The following is a 17599-nucleotide window of genomic DNA, read 5'->3' as shown; positions in this document are numbered from 1 at the left end:
CGGCTGCCGCTAAGCTCCAATGTCAGAATAATTAACCACATTTCAGTGTTCTTGCGAAATAATGCCATACGTAGATCAGGTCTCTCGAAGTAGAGAAGCCAAAGTTATTTGGAGACAGTCTTGGCATTCACCATTGCTCGCAGTTTGGTGGCGTTCGGCGTCGCCGTTTCAGTCGGTCTTTTCATGTCGATCGGATTGCAGCAATCGGCGCTCGAACGGCTCAAGGTCAACGGGCCGGTTTACGAGCAGGTCGTCTACGGCAAGGATTTGATTGCCGATATTCTGCCGCCGCCGCTGTTTGTGGTCGAATCCTACATGCTCTCCTTCGAGGCGAGCAAATTTCCCGAACTCACCGACACCAATCTTGCCAAGATCGCAAATCTCAAGGCCGCTTACGACGACCGCCGCGCCTATTGGAAAACCACCCGGCTGCCGCAAGCCTTGAAGGACGAGCTTGAAAACGATGTCATCGCCAAGGGCGATGAATTCTGGGAAGTGATGAACCATGAGATCATCCCGGCCTTGAATGCCAGGGATGAAGACAAGGCGCACGGTGCAATCGAGCAGTTGCGCGTCGCCTTTCATTCGCACCAGGACGCGGTCGAGAAACTCGTTGCCAATTCCGACGCCTTCCTGAAGGGTGAGGAACGCAATGCAGCCTCGGAGATCGTGACCTGGACGATCTATGCGGGTGCTGCGGGCTTCGGATCGTTCGGCCTATTGCTGGTCGGCCTCTATCTCCTGCGCCGCCGGGCGATCGTGCCCCTGGATGGCATGAAAGCCTATATGGGCAATCTTGCCGAAGGCGATTTTTCGACCGACGTTCCCTACGCCAACCGTTCCGACGAGATCGGCGCCATGTCCAAGGCCGTCGCGGTATTCCGCCGCAACGCACTCGAGCGGCAGGACGCACAGAAGCGCGAGACCGCACTTCGCGATGCGGAATTCGAGCGTGAACGCAGTCAGCTGGCCGAAAGGGCCGCAGAGGAGCAGATCCGCGAAACGGTGATCGATCAGCTGACATACGGACTGGAACAGCTATCGACCGGCAACCTCGATTGCCGGATCAAGACACCCTTTGCCGCTGCCTACGAGACTTTGCGCGCGAAGTTCAACGATAGTATGGACGCGCTTTGCGCTTCGATGGCGGAGATCGCCCAGACCTCCAAGCAAGTGGGCAGCTCCTCGGCCGGCATCACCGATGCAGCCGACAGTCTTGCGTCGCGCACGGAACAGCAGGCCGCGATGCTCGAAGAGGCCACAGCCGCGCTCGATGAAATGAATATCAAAGCCAAAGACGCCTCCGACCATGCCGGCAAGGCAACCGGCATGATGGCGCAGACCCGCACCAGCGCCGAACATTCGGCAGCCGTCGTTCGCGAAGCAATCGCCGCCATGGAAAGGATCGAAGGCTCGTCCTCCCAGATTGGCGCCATCGTCAACGTCATCGATGAAATCGCCTTCCAGACCAATCTTCTGGCGCTCAATGCCGGGGTTGAAGCAGCGCGCGCGGGCGAAGCAGGCAAGGGTTTTGCCGTCGTGGCGCAGGAAGTGCGTGAACTTGCCATGCGCTCGGCCAACGCAGCCAAGGAGATCAGAGCTCTGATCTCCACCTCCTCGGCCCAGGTCTCCACCGGTGTGGAACTCGTCAACCGCACCGGCAAGGCGCTCCTGGAAATCGAGGGCCAGGTCGAGCAGGTTGCCGGCCTGATCGCCCGCATCGTTTCGGTATCCTCCGAACAGGCGGTAGCGATCGGCGAGATCAACACCTCCGTCAACGCCCTGGATCAGGTAACCCAACGCAACGCTGCCATGGCCGTCGAAACTGCCTCGGCCTGCCGCGCCCTCGGTAGCCAAACGCAGACACTGGAGGGGGTCGTCAACCGCTTTCAGGTCGATGCGGGAGCCAGCACGTCCAGACCGCAGAAAGCTGCTTGAGGCGGGAGCGGCAACGGAAGCCCCTGCTCTTTCGGCAACCTTAGTCCAAGACAATCGCCACGACGGCAACGCAATCGCCGGCCTTGAAATTGATCGTGGTTCCCGACGAGAGATGATCCTTGCTTTCGCGGGCGAACCTTATCGGGTTTGCAGCGTTTCACGGCAATGGAAAATCATGATGGCACCGGCCTTTCGTTGCGTCGGACTATTTCGCGGCAATGCGACCAAATCGCTCCCACGCCCATACTCGAGGGGGCGGAGCGATCGTTCGTGCCAAAAGGCTGCTGATGCCAGCTTCCGCCAGCGCGAAACACCTGACCTCTATCGAGCTTGGAAGAATTCGGCGCGCTGTCGGCATAGCGCGCATGATGGATACTGCGGTCAGATTGCCTGTCATCGGCGTGCGGATCGGCGCGGACTCAATTCTCGGCCTTATCCCGGCCGTCGGCGACATTGCCGGATCTCTGATCGGTCTTTTCATCATCGATGAGGCAAGACGCCTCGGTGTTCCCACCCATAAGCTCGCCCGTATGGCCGTCAATCTCGGGATCGACGCCGCAGGCGGAACGGTTCCCCTGATCGGCGATCTCTTCGACGTCTATTTCAAGTCTCATCGCCGAAACGTCGGCATCATTCTCGACCACTTCGGGATCAGCGAAGACGAGCTGAATCGGTACACCTGACGAAGCCTATGCCTCGAGGGTCTGGATCACGTCCGAGCGCCCTTCCTCGTCAGAAACGCCAGAGCCGCCGCGCCGACGAGGCCCGAGTTCTGATCCAATGCTGCCAGCATCACTCTGACATCCTTGAATGCCGGCATCGCCCATTGTGTGATGTAGCCTTGAATGCCGGGTTGGAGACGATCGAACTCGTGGGAAAGCCCACCTCCCATCACAATGATATCGGGACTGAAGATATGGATCAGGCTGGTGAAGCCGCGACCGAGAATTTCCGCTTCCTCGTCAACCAGTTGATTTGCCAGACGATCGCCATTTCTCGCGGCCGCGAAGATGCTGCGGCTGTCGATGGCACCGCCATCGCTGCCTATCGTCGTCCCGCTAGATTCCATGGCCCTTATGCGGGCGCGTCGTGCAAAAGCCGGTCCGGAGCCGTAGGCCTCGAAACAGCCCCTGTTGCCGCAAGGGCAAAGCTCGCCGTTCGGCACGACCGACATGTGGCCGACATGAGCCGCCATGCCCTTGCGGCCGCGCACCACGCGACCATCCGAGATAACACCGCCGCCGATTCCGGTGCTGACCGTGACATAGACAAGGTTATCAAGCCCCTTGCCGATACCGAACTGCCACTCACCGATGGCAGCGGCAATAGCATCATTCTCGAGGTCGACAGGAAACGGAAACCGCTTCTGCAACTCCGCCTTCAGCGGAAAATCGACGAAGCCGGAGAGGGTCGGGATATCAGTCGCGACACCGGCGACCGTATCGAGTGGGCCCGGAGCGGATACGCCGACGCCCACCACCGAAGCAGGGTTTGATGCTGCAAGCAGTCCATCGGCCAGACCGCAAATCTGGGCGAGCACGCGGTCGGGACCCGCCAGCGCATCCGTCGGTTCGGCTGCGCGCGCCAGAATCCGGCCTTGCTCGTCGACAAGGGCAGCGCGTACCTGCGTCCCACCGAGGTCGATTCCAATGGCAACCTGCTGCATGTGAAGACCATCAGTTAGAGTGCGCGGACCCATGCCATCCGCTCGTCGAGCGACGGCGCATTGAAAGCCAGGGAACCGAGAACGACCGTCTCCGCACCCGACTGGCGCAGGAGAGGCACGGTGTGCTCGCGAATACCGCCGTCGGCCGCAAGCACGATCCGATGCGCCGCCTCGCAGCCGGCGATGATCTGCTTGGCCTGCTGAAGCCGGGCGCCGGCCTTTTCGTCGAGGCCCTGGCCCTTCACACCGATCGCCGTGCCGAGCAGCGTCACGAAACTCAGCCGGGAAACGTATCTTTCGACCCGCTCGACGGGAGTATCGACTTTGAGGACCATGCCGGCGGCGACGCCGCGGCGATCGAGGAGATCGAGCGCCTGGTCTGCGACGCTTTCGTTTTCAACATGCAGGCTAATCAGGTCGCTGCCCGCATCGGCGAACTGCTCGATCTGCGACAGGATGATGCTGTCGGCGACCATCAGGTGAACATGGATCGGGCGTGCGGAAATTTTGCGCACCCCGGCGACGAGATCGGGGAAAAACAACATTGCCGGCGCGAAATGACCATCGGCGACATCGATATGGAGGATGTCGACGTGCGTATCGACACGCATCAGATCATCGGCGAGACGCACAAGATCGGCCGACCAGACGGAGAATTCAGCAATCAGGCGATCCTTCGGAAGATCGGCGATCCAGGTCTTGGAGGGGGTCGTCATTGTTTCAGAGCTCCTTCAGAAAATGGCCCATGGCAAGCCGGAAGTCGGCGACGTATTGCGGACGGCTCTCAGTCTTCGATGTGATCTGCACGAAACGCGCGCCGGCAATGCGCTCGGCAAGAGCACACGCGTGGCCAAGAGGATGAATGCTGTCCCGATCATGGCCGATGATGAGCGTCGGTACGGCGATATTGCCGACCTCCTCGTCGGTCACATCAGGACCGTCATTTGAGATCCTGGTGAGCAGTTCGGCGGTCACATCCAAAGGCGTGCGGGAGAAAAAGCCGGCAAGCGACGCCAGATTGTCCGGAGCCTCGGCGGCGAGCCGCACGCCCACCGGCCCTGCCAGGAACGTGGTCTTTGCCTCATCCGGCGACAGAGTTTTCAAAAGCCGCCCGACTTCGGCATTGGGCGCCATATTCTCCGGCGCGGGTGCCGTCAGCCAGGCCGGCCTTGCGATGATCAGAGCCTTGACAAGATCGGGCCGCGTAACCGCGAGACGTAAGGCGATCGCAGCACCCATCGAGATGCCGCCGATCACGATCGGCGGCGTAAGGTTTTTCTCGATATAGGCGGCGATATCATCGCAGAAGGTCGCGATCGACAACCGCTCCAGATTGCCGGCTTGGGAGTGGCCGTGGCCACGCGCTTCGATCGTTACCCGGCGAAAACCCGCTTCGAGCGGAAAGACTTCGTCGGTCTGCGCCGCGTCTCCGCATAAGCCATGCTGGAATATGGCGGACGCGCCCTCGCCCGCCATATCCACATTGAGAATGGTCCCGTCGCTGGTTTCGAACGGTTGAGCCCGTCTCATCTTCCTGCCCCCGCGCAATGACCGTCGAGGCTATTCTTCAGGAAGGCCGCCACGCCGGCCGCCTCCGAAGCCGAAAGGCCATGCGTGACGAGACTGCCCTCGAAGCCGATCGCCTTGAGACGGCCGAGATAATGCGCGTAGTCGAGGACGCCCTTGCCGGCGGTCGCGAAACTACCGTCGCGATTGCGGTCTTTCGCATGCGCCATGACGATCCGATCGGCCAGAAGGTCGATGGCGGAAGACACGATGCTCCGCTGCTCATCCAGCGTCGCGAGCTCGAAGAGATTGGCCGGATCGAGCACGATCTTGATGCGGGGGCTCTTTAGTGCCGTGATCAGCCGATGGGCTTTCTCAGCCGAGTTGACGACATTGGCAAGCTCGGGCTCGATGCCGAGATCGACATCGTAGCGCTCGGCGATCTCGATGGCCGTTCCCATCGCTTCGAGGAGGTCCCGCCAGGCCTCCGGCGTATTGTTGTCGGCGTGGGCCTTCCACTGGTCGATGGGATCGCGTGTGCCGGTGCAGAGCGTGATCAGGGCGGTCGACATGCCGGTGCTGCGCTCGGCCAGCGTCGCGAGGTTACGAAGGCCGGCCGCGCGAACGGCAGGATCCGGGTGGATCATGTTGAAGGTGCCGGAAACGGCAACGATTTCGACGCCGCTCTCGCGCGCGGCTTCGGCGACCGAGCGGGCCTGGGCTTCCGTGATGATCTCCGGCATAGCCTCAAGGCCCGAGCAGGCCATATTATATTGGGCGCAGGTGAACCCGGCCGCGGCGACCGAGTTGAGAACGCTTACCGGTTCCGTTCCCTCGAAGGTCTTTGCGAAGATGCCGAGCTTCATCACACGCCACCCGTGACGTCGGCCAACGCAACCGCCCTGCCGCTTTCCACCGAACGCGCGACGGCGACCATCGCCCGTACGGATGCCAGGCCGTCATCGATGTCGGCGCCTTCCATCACCGCGCCATCCAGAATGGTGCGGGCGAAGCCTTCGACCTGACGGCGGTAGAAATGGCCGTCGGCACCGAGAACGCGATGTGTGGCGCCGTCGGCTTCGCGGAAAATGTCCACCTCGCTGGTCTTGTAGTACCACGGGTTATAGGTTTTGCCCAAAATGCTGCCATTCCTGCCGTAGATCTGGAAGCCTTCGTGCCAGTCCATGCGCACCTGGACGGTGAGATCGAGATGGCCGAGCGTGCCGGAGGCAAATTCCACGTCCACGAACCAGCACCAGATACCGGCGCGCTCCGACAGGCGAGCGTTGACGGAAACGATGTCGCCGGCGAAATAACGTGCGGTGTCGATCAGATGGCAACCGTGGGCAAGCATGTAGTAGCGCCGCAGGTCGGCTTTCGGATTGGCGGAGGGCTTCCGCGCATTGGCGCTGGTGACGATCAGGGGCTGGACCGCATCGGTCATCGGATAGCGGTGCGTGCTGTCGCAATACCATGCTTTCAGAGCAACCATTTCGCCCATTTCATCGCGGATGAAGGATTTGGCAGCCTGGAGCCCCGCGTCAAAACGCTTCATATGCCCGACCTGAAACACCTTTCCCGCCCTGTCGACTACAGCTTTCAGTTCAAGGCATTCCTCGACGGTGACACCGACGGGTTTCTCGCACAGGACATGTTTGCCTGCCTGAAGGGCGCGAATGGAAGCCGGGACGTGAAAGGCATCGGCGGTCGCGATCACCACGGCATCGAGGTCGGGATCGGCCAGCATCTTGTCGTAATCGTCATAGGTTTTTTCCACCCCGTGGGTGATTGCCATACGTTCGCGGAGATCCTCGGCAACGTCGCAAATCGCATAGAGGTCGGCATTGGCTGCCTTCGTGCAGCTCTCGAAGTGCGCGGCCTGGGCAATCTGGCCCGCTCCCAATACGCCGATGCGGAGACGTCGTTCCTGTTTTGCTGGCATCGAAAAGCCCTTCGGGTCGGATATTGAGGTGAACGCCGGTTTCGGCGTCGGATGGAATGCTTTCAAACGTCAACGACGTCTTCTGGCCGGGCCGCCACCAGCGCCGCCCGCTGCTCCCTCGTCAATTCAGAGCGCCATATGCGTTTGAGGATGGAAAAAGTGCAGTTTCGCCGGGTCGATCGCCACATTGATCGATTGGCCTGTCTCGACCGCACTGACAGCCTCGAACCGCGCAACGGCGTTGGCGGCCCCGCTCAAGTCCTCGACAGCATCGGGGTCGCCTGAGTCGATCCGGACCGCGTCGATCTTCAAATGCACGATCAACTCGGAGCCTAGCTCCTCGATCGACTTCACGACAACCGGGATCGTCGGATGGGAGGCACCCGACGGCAACCGGCTGTCGTAGAGGTCCTCGGGCCTGACCCCAAAGATCAGGGCCTTTCCGTCGAAGGCGGAAAGACCGGGAGCGCGTTCGAAGGCGCCGTCGGACAAGGGAATGGAGAAGCCCGGCAGATGGATCCGCCCGCCCTCCAGACGCCCTTCGAAAAGGTTCATCGACGGCGAACCGATGAAGCCGGCGACAAACGCATTGACCGGGCGGTGATACAGAGCCTTGGGCGTATCCACTTGCTGAAGCACGCCGCCCTTCAGCACCGCGACCCGATCGCCCATGGTCAGCGCTTCGGTCTGGTCGTGCGTCACGTAGATCGTCGTCACGCCCAGCTGTCTCTGCAGGCTGGCGATCTCCGCCCGCATCTGAACACGCAGCTTCGCATCAAGGTTCGAGAGCGGTTCGTCCATGAGGAATGCCGCGGGCTCACGGACCATGGCGCGGCCCATCGCAACACGCTGGCGCTGGCCGCCGGAAAGCTGTGCGGGCTTGTTGCCCAGCAAGGATTCCAGCTGCAGGATCTTGGCGATCTCATGCACGCGTTTGGTGCGTTCGGCCTTGTTCTTTCCGGCCAGCTTCATCGAAAAGGCGATGTTGTCGAACACGGTCATGTGCGGATAAAGCGCATAGCTTTGAAAGACCATGGCAATGTCCCGGTCCTTGGGCGCGAGATCCACGACGTCCTGACCGCCGATGCTCAATGTTCCGCTGCTGATTTCCTCGAGCCCGGCAATCATGCGCAAAGCGGTCGATTTTCCGCATCCGGACGGACCGACCAGAATCAGAAACTCGCCATCATGGATCGTCAGGCTCAGATCCTTGATCGCATGGTAGCTGTTTCCATAGGTCTTGCAAATTTTGTCGAGTACAACCACAGCCACGTCTCGTCCTCCCGTACCAGTCCAGATCACATCTTGAACGGCGCTCCCCGCCGTCTCCGATCCTTTTGACAAGAAAGCTCAGGCCTGAGCGTCAAAGTCAACAAAAGAATCGAGGGGAATTCATCGCAATCTAATCGGAAATAAATCGTATCTAGTTGAATAATATCATCATTTTATATGAAACGAATATTAATTTGCGGAATTATATTTTTTATCGCGCGTAACTTTTATGGCCAACGCCATGACTGTCAAGAGATCTCGCAAGGCGCTTCAATTGCAGATCAGCGACGCACCGCTCGGTCGGTCGACCAGTGTCGACACCGGTCACACCTGCGCTCACTTTTGGGATCCCGACATCGGGAGCGGCGCAGGTGCATTCTCCGCCGCCATCCATGCCAGGCACGTCCGGTGATCCGGCAGGCCTCGACGCCCTCCCCGTGCAGTCACGGAAATGGCGGCCGCCGCCGTGGCATAGGCAGTGCAATCAAGCGGGCTCTTACCCCTAGCGAGGGCAAGGGCGTAGGCACCGTGAAAACAATCACCGGCGCCGGTCGTATCGATCGCCTGAACCTGATAGGCCGGCACATGCCACCTGACGGTATCGCCTTTCTGGCGGAGATAGGTTCCTCGTTCGCCATCAGTGAGGACAACCGCGGACCGATCCCCGGACCAGAGCTTGTCCAGGATCATCGCGGGATCACCATAGCCGGTGTATTCCTGCGCAAAGGCGAGCGGCAGCACCAGGTGATCGGCAAAAGCCAGGATCCGGTCGGTCGCGGCACCGACCGTCCATTCGATATCGGCAATCACGGCCAGGCCCAGGGCGCGTGCGCGCGCCACGACACTTTCGGAGTGCGTGGCATAGCCATCGATCAGCAGGACCGGGGCTTGCATCAGAACATCGTCGGGCAGCGCATCCGACGTGCCGTGCAGCACATCGTCGTCATAAGCGATGAACCGGTCGCCGTCGGGACCGACCGTGATCACGGAGCGGATCGGCGCGGCATCAGCGTGGCGGGGAGCCAGCGATATGTCGACGCCGTTACGCTCGAGCTCGCTACCCGCCACATCGGCCATTGGCTCATCGCCGAGCCAGCCTATGAAGCCGGCCCGTCCGCCGAGCCGGGCGGCGGCAACCAGGGCCGTCGCCACGTTGCCGCCATGGTCCGTGGCACGCTTAATCACTTTTCCCTTGCCGGCCGTCAGCCCCCGATCGACATAGATGATGTCATCGATTGCCAGGGCGCCGAAGCCCAGAACCTGGAAAGGGCGCGACACGTCTCAAGCACCGGCCGCCGCCAGCGCATCCTCCGGCGCCATCCCGTTATGAATGACGAACTTGAAGGCGCGCGCGGCCATGGTCGTATCGCCGTGGCCCCAAAGGTTGCGACCGACGACCGCGCCCTTGGCTCCAGCGCGCAATGCGTCCGAGGTCTGGACGAGCGCTCCGAGCAGCGTTTCGGTCTTGGGGCCGCCGGCGATCACGACCGGAATCGGGCAGGTCGCAACGGTCTCGCGGAAGGATTCGAAATCGCCGGTATAGCCGACCTTGATCACGTCGACTCCGGCCTCGAATCCGATGCGCACCGCATAGGCAATCTCATCCGGGGTGAACACGATCTTGCCGCCGTCGGAGAAATCACGGGGATAGACATGGGCAACGACCGGCATCTCGAAGCGGGCGGCGGCGTTGACCGTATCGGTGAGCCAGCGGATATATTCTCCTTCGGTGGCGCCGCGCACGGGAATGGCGACAGCCAGAGCGTCCGCACCATAGCGCACCGCGTCTTCCGGGGTCGCAATGAGCTGGCGAATGCGGTCGTCAGCGGTGAAGCAACCACCCTGAATGACGAGCGCTGCCTTCCCGGCATATTCCGACCAGAGGTGGCGCGCCGCGCCGGGCTGGATGCTGATGTAGTCGGGTCCCCCCGCCATGACGCGTCTGAGCGCACCCGGCAGGTCGGCAAGCCCGCCCTCACGCACATTGCCATAACCGACAAAATGATCGACGGCGCCTCCGAACAGATGACCCGATGGGTTCGAGAACAGGCGTGCGAGGCGGACTTTGGTTCCGAGACCCATGGCGATACTTCCTTCGTGATTGCCGGCTTTGCGATTGCTGGCGCCGATGCTGAGGAAACCCTAACTCGAAAACAAACAAATATTCAATATTTCGATTTCTTTCGTTTTTACATGGATGATGAATTTTTGACGTGCATTTTCGTCATCATGCGGCTATTTTTGCAGCAGGAGCCGTAGGATAAGGCGGCGAACTTTCGTTTTTCAAAAGTCATATGGTCGCAAAAGGCGACAGGTCGGGATCACAAATGCTTGCAGAGCAGAGGCGGCAGCAGATCATGCTGGAACTTCAACGGGTCGGTCAGGCACGCACCCGCCAGCTCGCGGAATTCTTCGAGGTCTCGGAAGTGACGATCCGCTCCGACCTCGAAATCATGGACGCGAAGAAGCAACTGATCAAAACACATGGCGGGGCAATCGCCCTGCCGTCCGACTCGCCAGCGGCGGCCTTTGAGGAACGCATGCAGCGCAATTTCGATGCGAAGCGACGCATCGCCCAGATGGCTGCGCGGCAGATTATCGACAATCAGTCAATCGTCTTCGACAGCGGTTCGACGCTGTTGCAAGTGGCCATGCAGATGCCCCCGGTCAACAACGTCGTGGTTGCGACGACGGCGATGAACATCGCGCAGCATCTGATGTACCGTCCAGGGCTCGACGTGCACATGATCGGCGGCCGCGTATTTCCCAGCACCGTGAGCACGATTGTGTCGGACTCCGACAAGGCGGTCGGCGGCCTCGTCGCCCACCAGGCCTTTGTCAGCGCCCACGCGATCGATCAGGCCTTCGACGTCGTCGATGTCTCCGAGGATATTGCGCGAACCAAGCGCAACCTGGTTCGCATGGCCCGGCGTGTCGTCCTCGTGGCGGATTCGAGCAAATTTGACATCGGCGCCTCTTCCAAAGCCTTCTCGCTATCGCGCGTCGACCTGATCATCACGGACAGCAACATGCCGCACAGCATTCGCCACCGGCTGGACAAGCTGGGCGTGGAGGTTCGCTACGCGTGACCTGCAGTCCACCTCTCCAATTTACAAGAGAGACAGGAGAGGCTTTGGCGTCGACGGATGGCTTTGGCCGACGCCATGGAATACGAGAAGGGCTAAAATCCCAGACGTCGAAGCGTCTCGCGGTTCGCGCGAACGGCCGCGGCAGGATCGGTTCCGGCATGGTCCGATTCTTCCTCGACCACGATCCAGCCGATAAAGTTCGGCGCATCCCGAACGGCCGAAATCACGGCAGGCACGTCGCAGACGCCTTCCCCCAGCATCGCCCAGGTCCCGCCGGCGTCAACATCCTTCAGATGCACGTAGCGGATCCGGTCTCGGTGGGCCGCCAGCGTATCGCCGATCTGCTGGCCGCCACGCAGGATATGGCCGGTATCCGGCACCCAACCCACGCCTGGATCCAAGAGAGCAAAGAGGCGATCATAGTCGTTGCGGGTGAAGAGGAGCGTATTGTGGTGCGAGGAAGGATGGACCGCAACGGCGACGCCAGCCGACTGTCCGATCTCGGTCGCACGATTGTAGTACTCGGCCGCAATGGCGAATTTCTCATCGAGTGGACCATCCGAGACGACCGTCGCCGATCCCATCGATACCATCGCACCGGGAAAGTTCGCCGCGAAATCGACCCATCGCCGCGCCGCGTCGAGATCGGAGGCAATCTTTTCCGCAACCGTGAAGCCGCTGGCGGAGCCGAAGGCAAAGGAAACCAGCGCCAAACCGGCATCCTTCAGGGTGCGGGCAAAGTCGGCAGGCTTGAGCGCGTAGTGACCGATCATCGTGTCGGTGATTTCGATACCGGCATATCCGCCATCGGCAATGGCGCGCACCAGATCGTCCGGACCGCCGCTCCAACCGGTACCCAGCATCTCCCAGGTGAATGTTTGGCAGCCGATCTGCAGCTCAGCATTTTTCATATCTCGGTCCTGACCTATTCGTTGATGACAGCCGGTACCGAAGCCGGCGGCTTCCCTGCGCGAGCAATCTTCGTGGCTTCGCCGGCCTTGCCAAACCCCTTGCGCCTGGAGAGGCGGCCGAAGACCGGGACGGCGAGCTCTTCAGCGGGGATTGCGACGCCAACGTCTTGCCATTACCTACGGTCAAATGTTACCGTGCGTCAACATATTTTATTCCTTGCGATTAAAATGTAACGCACCTCAACCCTTCGCACCGCAACGGCAAAATCAGGTTCTTCGATGACACAGACCAATGGTATGAAACTCAGGATAGGCGTTGTCGGATGCGGCAATATTTCGCTCGCCTATATGCGCAACGCGCCGCTGTTCCGCGACGTCGAAATCGTCGCCTGTGCAGACCTCAACGCAGATGCCGCCAAGCGCCGCGCGGCGGAATTCGATCTGCGGGCAGCTGACGTCGATAGCCTCATTGACGACAAGAACATCGACCTGATCCTCAATCTGACGATCCCGGCTGCGCATTTTGACGTTTCGATGCGGGCGCTGTCGGCAGGCAAGCATGTCTTCACGGAGAAGCCGCTCGGCGTCACGGCCGCGGAAGGACGCCGGCTGGTGGATGCCGCCGCCGGCAAGGGCCTCATGCTCGGCTCGGCGCCAGACACGTTCCTGGGAGCGGCCGGACGCCATGCCCGACGGCAGATGGAAGCCGGCGCTATCGGCAAGCTGGTGACTGGAACAGCCTTCATGATGGGGCGCGGCATGGAGCACTGGCATCCGGATCCCAGCTTCTACTACCAGGCCGGCGCCGGCCCGGTCATGGATATGGGGCCCTACTATCTCACGATGATGGTCAATCTGATGGGGCCGATCCGCCGTGTGCAGGCCGTCGCCACAAGCGGGCAGGAAGAGCGGCTCATCACCGCTGAGGGGCCGAAACGGGGCACCACATTCAGGGTGGGCACGCCGACCAGCGTGCTTTCGCTGCTTGAATTCGATTGCGGCGCCACGGTCACCTTCGGCAGCTCCTGGGACGTCTTCCGCCACTCCAACCACCCCATCGAGCTCCACGGTACCGAAGGCTCGCTGCGCCTGCCCGACCCCGACAATTTCGGCGGCTCCGTCGCGCTCTCCAGCCGTGGCGCTCCCTGGCAGGAAACGGATACATCAGGCGAACTCTTCGGTGCCGTCAACTGGCCGATCGCAGCGCCGGATCGTGCCAACTACCGCATGCTTGGCCTTGCCGATCTCGCGCGCGCAATCATCGAAGGCCGTGCGCCACGCGCTTCGGGCGATCTCGCCCTGCATGTGCTCGAAGTCATGGAAGCGATCCTGCGTGCAGGTGAAACCGGTATAGCGCAGACTATTACGGGTATCGTCGCGCAGCCAAAAGAATTGCGGGAAGACGAAGCAAGGAGCTTGCTGGCATGACGCAACTGGACGAATCCGCCAAACGCGCCCTTGCGTGGCCGGGCGATCCGGAAACGCCGGTGGAAAGTTGCACCCCGGCGCAGGCGCGGCAGCAGTATCTGGACAGTTTCGCAGACATCCAGTGGCCACTCGAGGACGTGGCCGAGATGTTGGAAAGCCATGTGGGCGCCATCAGGTTGAAGATATGGCGCGGCCGGGCCGCGCCGCGCCAGGGGGCACCGGCCTTGCTTTATCTCCATGGCGGCGGCTTTGTGATCGGCGCGCCGGAAACTCATGAGGATATCTGCCGGACGCTTGCCAATATGGCAGGCGCCGTCGTGGTTTCACCCGACTATCGCCTGGCCCCGGAACACCCCTTTCCGGCCGCGATCCATGATTGCGCCGCAACGCTCGTCTGGATGACCGATCAAGCTGATGCCCTCGGCATCGATCCCTTGCGGATTATCGTCGCCGGCGATAGCGCCGGCGGCAATCTGGCCGCCGTCGTCGCCCTCCTGGCGCGGGACGGACAGGTGCCGGCTGTCATCGGACAGGTGTTGATCTATCCAGTGACCGACCAGTTGCAGGCAAGCGACAGCTACTTGCGTTATGCGGAGGGTTTCGGTCTGACGGCCGCGGCGATGAAATGGTTCCGAGACCACTATCTGCCGGAAGCCGCGAGCGGGGCGGATTGGCGCGCCTCGCCGCTCAGCGCAGCGTCGCTGGCGGGGGTGGCGCCAGCCTTCGTGATCCTTGCCGGATACGACGTACTATTTGACGAAGGGGCCGCCTATGCCGAGCGGCTGAGCTTGGAAGCGCAGGCCACAAGCCGGACCTGGCCCGGACAGATCCATGGCTTCGTATCGAAGAGGCGGGCCATTCCGGAGGGGCAAGAGGCCCTCGAAGCCATTGCAATGGCATGGCGCGCCATGGACCCTGCGCTTGCCCGTTGAAGCGGGAACCCGCCCGGTCTCAAGCCGAGTCGCGCATAACAAGCGTCGCCTCGAGGATCACCCTGTTGGTCACAGGGGTCGTCCCATCATCCTCGCTCTCGATGTGCGCCAGCAAAAGCTCCACGGACTTTGCCGCGATCTCGGGCGCGTTCTGGGCCATGGTCGTCAGCGACGGACAGGTATATCGGCTCAGCGGATGATCGTCGTGCCCGGCGATGCGTACGTCACAAGCGTCGCTCCGGCCGATTTTCAGTCCCGAAGCGAATGCGGCTGCCATCGCGCCGAAAGCGAAGCGGTCGTTGGCGCATAGGAGCGTTTTGCCGGGAAGACCGCCATTCGCAAGAATTCTCTGCATCTGCTCGTATCCGAGACGCTCGAATTCCCAGGAAGGTGGTGCGTCGCAATCAATGACGAGCGGGGAATGCCCTTCCCTCGCCATGGTCGCGCGGTAGCTCGCCTGCCGCTCGCCGGCATTTTCTGTCAAATGCGGAATTTCCAAGAATATCGGTGGCTCACCGGATCGGCAGAGATATTGCACAATGGCTGCCATGCTTTGCGCGTTGTCGTTGCCGACATAAGGAAGGTCAGCGCTGGCAGGGTTGTCGAAGCAGACGACGGGGATTGCGTCGCTTAGTCTTTCCAGCGCAGAACGGCGAGAACCGGCCCCGAGCGGCGCCACGATCGCACCTGCAACCTTCAGCGAGAGCAGGGTCCGCACGGCCTCCGCCTCCAGCTCTGGCCGCGTGTGCGAAGAGATCTGGACGGGCCAGAAACCCTTTTCGCGCAACTCCAGCTCGATCAGCGACACCACCTGCACATAAAAGGGATCCGACATGGTCGGGACCAGAATCCCGATATTCCTGGTCCGCTTGCGATTGAGATGCCGCGCAAAAAGGTTCGGCTCGAAATTCGACTTCTTGAGAGCCGCCTCGATACGCTTGCGGGTGACCTCCTTGATCTGCGAGGGATCATCGAAATATTTCGACAATGTCGGACGCGATACGCCGGCGGCCGTCGCGAAGTCATCCATCGATTTATAGCTTTTCTTGGCCATTCAATTCCTTATTGGCGGGACGACAACTGGTCAGGAATGATTTCGCACTCAACGGCAGATCCACTGACGCGCCAAATCACGCATTCGGCAATTTGTACAGGGTGATCTTCGTTTTCCGGAATCGTCGAAAATCAACACCTAAGCCGGTGTGATCCGTCATTTTTGGTGCGGGCCATCCCCTCCCTTTCGAAAATCGAAATATTCCCTTCATCTGCGACTTGCGCAGTCTGCGCCGCGTGGTTGCAAAAGGCGCTTGTTTCAGCGCCTAAATTCGAAAATTTACAGTGAAGACTGCCGGGCGCCACTCTTTTCATTTTGTTGGGTAAACTTTCATTTGTTTACGAAAGTAAAGAAAAAATGCGTCACAAGCAACACAAATGCTGCAGAAAAATACTGACGATGTCAATCATTTTTATTATTTTCTATCAATGATTTAACTCAACCGACTTCGTGAATGCCAGCCTCCCATCCTTTCCCGATCACAGTTCTTCATTGACAGATGGGGGCTTCAGGGAACCTACTTTGCCTACGATCTTGAGGAGGATCGATTAACTGACAATCTTTGGGAGGCACAGATGAATATCAGAAAATTCGGCGTGACCATGCGGGCTGCCGTAGCGGTATGGGCGCTCTGCGCCACATCCGCGTTTGCCGACACCACCATCGAATTCATTCAATGGTGGGAACCCGAAATGCCGTCCGGCGCCTTGCGCGGCATTATGAACGATTTCGAAGCCAAAAATCCCGGCATCAAGGTGACGCTGGTCAGCGGTCCCTATGCCACGACGCGTGACCAGATCGTCGTCGGCGCCGCCTCGGGAACGCTGAGCGACGTAGTGGGGCTGGATGGTGCCTGGGTAAACGGGCTCGCCAAGCAGGGCGCAATCGCCTCGATGGACGAATTGATGGAGAAGGCCAAGTACGACAAGAGCCAGATCACCGATATCGTCAAGGTCGATGGCAAGAGCGTGATGTTCCCGCTCGCATCCTTCGTCTATCCCGTCTTCGTGAACCTCGATATCGCCAAGGCATCCGGCGTCGACAAGCTGCCGACGACCCGCACGGAATTTGCAGACGCCGCAAAGAAGATGACCGACGCCGCGAAGAACCAGTATGGCTGGGTTCTGCCGCTCTCGCTGCAATCTCCGAGCGGAATCCAGAACGACGTGATGTCCTGGGTCTGGGCCTCCGGCGCCTCGATGCTAAAGGACGGCAAGCCTGACCTCGAAAATGACACTGTCGTCGGAACGCTCGACTATATCGCTTCCCTCAATAAAGAAGGCGTTATTTCTCCCGGCATTTTCGCCAAGAAGGAACAGGACAAGGTCGAGGAATTCGTCAACGGCCGCGTCGGCATGATGGTGGATTCCCTCGCCCATGTGACCCTCATCCGCGAGCGCAATCCGAAGCTCAATTTCGGCATATCAGCCTTGCCGGCCACTGACGGCTACACCGGCAAGCGCGGCATGCCCTATGCGTCCTGGGGCATCGGCATCAGCGAAGGCAGCCAGCACAAAGAAGAGGCCTGGAAGCTCGTCGAATATCTGATGAGCCCTGACGTCAACGGCCGTCTGGTCTCGATTGCCAACGCCTTCCCCGGCAACGTCCACGCCAAGCCGGATTTCGTGGCCTCGGACCCGATTTTCGCGGAAGCTTTCAAAATCTTCCAAAGCGGTTATCCTGCCAACGAATTCGTCGGCCTTCCGGTCGCCGAAGAGCTGATGCGCGACATGAACGTCGAAGTTCAAAAGATGTTCGACGGGGGGCAATCAGCCAAGGATGCGGCTGCCAATACCCAGAAGGCGTGGCTCGCAAAGTTCTAAGCACGTCGCTTTCACGGATCACCGGCAGCGCACCCTGG

General features: G+C 60.5%; 16 protein-coding genes. 6 read left to right on the top strand and 10 right to left on the bottom strand.

Translation table 11 applies throughout. From position 1 onward, the window contains the following. Positions 1 to 120 precede the first annotated feature (120 nt). Positions 121 to 1938: a methyl-accepting chemotaxis protein gene (locus MOV76_RS00165; protein ID WP_113543062.1), complete on the top strand. Its 1818-nt coding sequence runs from the start codon at positions 121 to 123 to the stop codon at positions 1936 to 1938. Positions 1939 to 2225: 287 nt separating this feature from the next. After that, positions 2226 to 2621, top strand: a complete 396-nt coding sequence (locus tag MOV76_RS00160) for a DUF4112 domain-containing protein (RefSeq protein ID WP_113543063.1) — start codon at positions 2226 to 2228, stop codon at positions 2619 to 2621. Positions 2622 to 2647: 26 nt separating this feature from the next. On the opposite strand, the gene MOV76_RS00155 is transcribed toward MOV76_RS00160, so the two are convergent. The 8 genes from MOV76_RS00155 to MOV76_RS00120 form a co-directional block, all read right to left on the bottom strand. Next, on the bottom strand, positions 2648 to 3604 hold the full coding sequence (locus tag MOV76_RS00155) for an ROK family protein (protein ID WP_247263531.1): 957 nt from the start codon (positions 3602 to 3604) through the stop codon (positions 2648 to 2650). 14 nt (positions 3605 to 3618) lie between these two features. Then, positions 3619 to 4320 carry a ribulose-phosphate 3-epimerase gene (locus MOV76_RS00150; protein ID WP_112906986.1) on the bottom strand — a complete coding sequence of 234 codons (702 nt, stop codon included), beginning with the start codon at positions 4318 to 4320 and terminating at the stop codon, positions 3619 to 3621. Between the two features lie 4 nt (positions 4321 to 4324). Next, a complete protein-coding gene (locus MOV76_RS00145; RefSeq protein ID WP_247263530.1) occupies positions 4325 to 5134 on the bottom strand; it encodes an alpha/beta fold hydrolase in 810 nt (269 codons plus the stop codon). Next, positions 5131 to 5976 carry a sugar phosphate isomerase/epimerase gene (locus tag MOV76_RS00140; protein ID WP_247263529.1) on the bottom strand — a complete coding sequence of 282 codons (846 nt, stop codon included), beginning with the start codon at positions 5974 to 5976 and terminating at the stop codon, positions 5131 to 5133. The genes MOV76_RS00145 and MOV76_RS00140 overlap by 4 nt, the downstream gene beginning before the upstream one ends. After that, positions 5976 to 7052 carry a Gfo/Idh/MocA family protein gene (locus MOV76_RS00135; protein WP_247263528.1) on the bottom strand — a complete coding sequence of 359 codons (1077 nt, stop codon included), beginning with the start codon at positions 7050 to 7052 and terminating at the stop codon, positions 5976 to 5978. The genes MOV76_RS00140 and MOV76_RS00135 overlap by 1 nt, the downstream gene beginning before the upstream one ends. A 126-nt stretch (positions 7053 to 7178) precedes the next feature. Then, complete coding sequence (locus MOV76_RS00130) at positions 7179 to 8324, bottom strand: ABC transporter ATP-binding protein (protein ID WP_247263527.1); 1146 nt, start codon at positions 8322 to 8324, stop codon at positions 7179 to 7181. Positions 8325 to 8660: 336 nt separating this feature from the next. Continuing rightward, on the bottom strand, positions 8661 to 9602 hold the full coding sequence (locus tag MOV76_RS00125; RefSeq protein ID WP_247263526.1) for a PfkB family carbohydrate kinase: 942 nt from the start codon (positions 9600 to 9602) through the stop codon (positions 8661 to 8663). A gap of 3 nt (positions 9603 to 9605) precedes the next feature. Continuing rightward, positions 9606 to 10406: a class I fructose-bisphosphate aldolase gene (locus MOV76_RS00120; protein WP_247263525.1), complete on the bottom strand. Its 801-nt coding sequence runs from the start codon at positions 10404 to 10406 to the stop codon at positions 9606 to 9608. 245 nt (positions 10407 to 10651) lie between these two features. Between MOV76_RS00120 and MOV76_RS00115 the strand changes: the two genes are divergently transcribed. Next, a complete protein-coding gene (locus MOV76_RS00115; RefSeq protein ID WP_018245741.1) occupies positions 10652 to 11413 on the top strand; it encodes a DeoR/GlpR family DNA-binding transcription regulator in 762 nt (253 codons plus the stop codon). Between the two features lie 92 nt (positions 11414 to 11505). Here the strand turns inward: MOV76_RS00115 and MOV76_RS00110 are convergent, their stop codons facing one another. Further along, complete coding sequence (locus tag MOV76_RS00110) at positions 11506 to 12324, bottom strand: sugar phosphate isomerase/epimerase (protein ID WP_247263524.1); 819 nt, start codon at positions 12322 to 12324, stop codon at positions 11506 to 11508. Positions 12325 to 12603: 279 nt separating this feature from the next. Here MOV76_RS00110 and MOV76_RS00105 point away from each other — a divergent pair, with 279 nt between their 5' ends. Then, complete coding sequence (locus MOV76_RS00105) at positions 12604 to 13752, top strand: Gfo/Idh/MocA family protein (RefSeq protein ID WP_131605091.1); 1149 nt, start codon at positions 12604 to 12606, stop codon at positions 13750 to 13752. Continuing rightward, positions 13749 to 14684 (top strand): alpha/beta hydrolase, encoded by a 936-nt coding sequence (locus MOV76_RS00100; RefSeq protein ID WP_247263523.1) that lies wholly within the window; start codon positions 13749 to 13751, stop codon positions 14682 to 14684. The genes MOV76_RS00105 and MOV76_RS00100 overlap by 4 nt, the downstream gene beginning before the upstream one ends. A 19-nt stretch (positions 14685 to 14703) precedes the next feature. Here MOV76_RS00100 and MOV76_RS00095 read toward each other — a convergent pair whose 3' ends face one another. After that, the gene (locus MOV76_RS00095) at positions 14704 to 15738 is read right to left on the bottom strand and encodes a LacI family DNA-binding transcriptional regulator (protein ID WP_047622959.1); all 1035 of its coding nucleotides are present in this window, start codon (positions 15736 to 15738) and stop codon (positions 14704 to 14706) included. Positions 15739 to 16313: 575 nt separating this feature from the next. Here MOV76_RS00095 and MOV76_RS00090 point away from each other — a divergent pair. Further along, a complete protein-coding gene (locus MOV76_RS00090; protein ID WP_247263522.1) occupies positions 16314 to 17561 on the top strand; it encodes a sugar ABC transporter substrate-binding protein in 1248 nt (415 codons plus the stop codon). Positions 17562 to 17599 lie beyond the last annotated feature (38 nt).

Source organism: Rhizobium sp. PRIMUS64, assembly GCF_023006465.1.
GTDB lineage: Bacteria > Pseudomonadota > Alphaproteobacteria > Rhizobiales > Rhizobiaceae > Rhizobium > Rhizobium leguminosarum.
This window is presented reverse-complemented; position numbering and strand designations above follow the sequence as displayed.

Excerpts from the sequence above, each read along its gene's own strand:
- MOV76_RS00135 (WP_247263528.1), bottom strand. The coding sequence starts at position 7,052 with ATGCCAGCAAAACAGGAACGACGTCTCCGCATCGGCGTATTGGGAGCG.
- MOV76_RS00145 (WP_247263530.1), bottom strand. The coding sequence starts at position 5,134 with ATGAGACGGGCTCAACCGTTCGAAACCAGCGACGGGACCATTCTCAAT.
- MOV76_RS00110 (WP_247263524.1), bottom strand. The coding sequence starts at position 12,324 with ATGAAAAATGCTGAGCTGCAGATCGGCTGCCAAACATTCACCTGGGAG.
- MOV76_RS00160 (WP_113543063.1), top strand. The coding sequence starts at position 2,226 with ATGCCAGCTTCCGCCAGCGCGAAACACCTGACCTCTATCGAGCTTGGA.
- MOV76_RS00105 (WP_131605091.1), top strand. The coding sequence starts at position 12,604 with ATGACACAGACCAATGGTATGAAACTCAGGATAGGCGTTGTCGGATGC.
- MOV76_RS00150 (WP_112906986.1), bottom strand. The coding sequence starts at position 4,320 with ATGACGACCCCCTCCAAGACCTGGATCGCCGATCTTCCGAAGGATCGC.
- MOV76_RS00100 (WP_247263523.1), top strand. The coding sequence starts at position 13,749 with ATGACGCAACTGGACGAATCCGCCAAACGCGCCCTTGCGTGGCCGGGC.
- MOV76_RS00090 (WP_247263522.1), top strand. The coding sequence starts at position 16,314 with ATGAATATCAGAAAATTCGGCGTGACCATGCGGGCTGCCGTAGCGGTA.
- MOV76_RS00095 (WP_047622959.1), bottom strand. The coding sequence starts at position 15,738 with ATGGCCAAGAAAAGCTATAAATCGATGGATGACTTCGCGACGGCCGCC.
- MOV76_RS00140 (WP_247263529.1), bottom strand. The coding sequence starts at position 5,976 with ATGAAGCTCGGCATCTTCGCAAAGACCTTCGAGGGAACGGAACCGGTA.
- MOV76_RS00115 (WP_018245741.1), top strand. The coding sequence starts at position 10,652 with ATGCTTGCAGAGCAGAGGCGGCAGCAGATCATGCTGGAACTTCAACGG.
- MOV76_RS00120 (WP_247263525.1), bottom strand. The coding sequence starts at position 10,406 with ATGGGTCTCGGAACCAAAGTCCGCCTCGCACGCCTGTTCTCGAACCCA.
- MOV76_RS00155 (WP_247263531.1), bottom strand. The coding sequence starts at position 3,604 with ATGCAGCAGGTTGCCATTGGAATCGACCTCGGTGGGACGCAGGTACGC.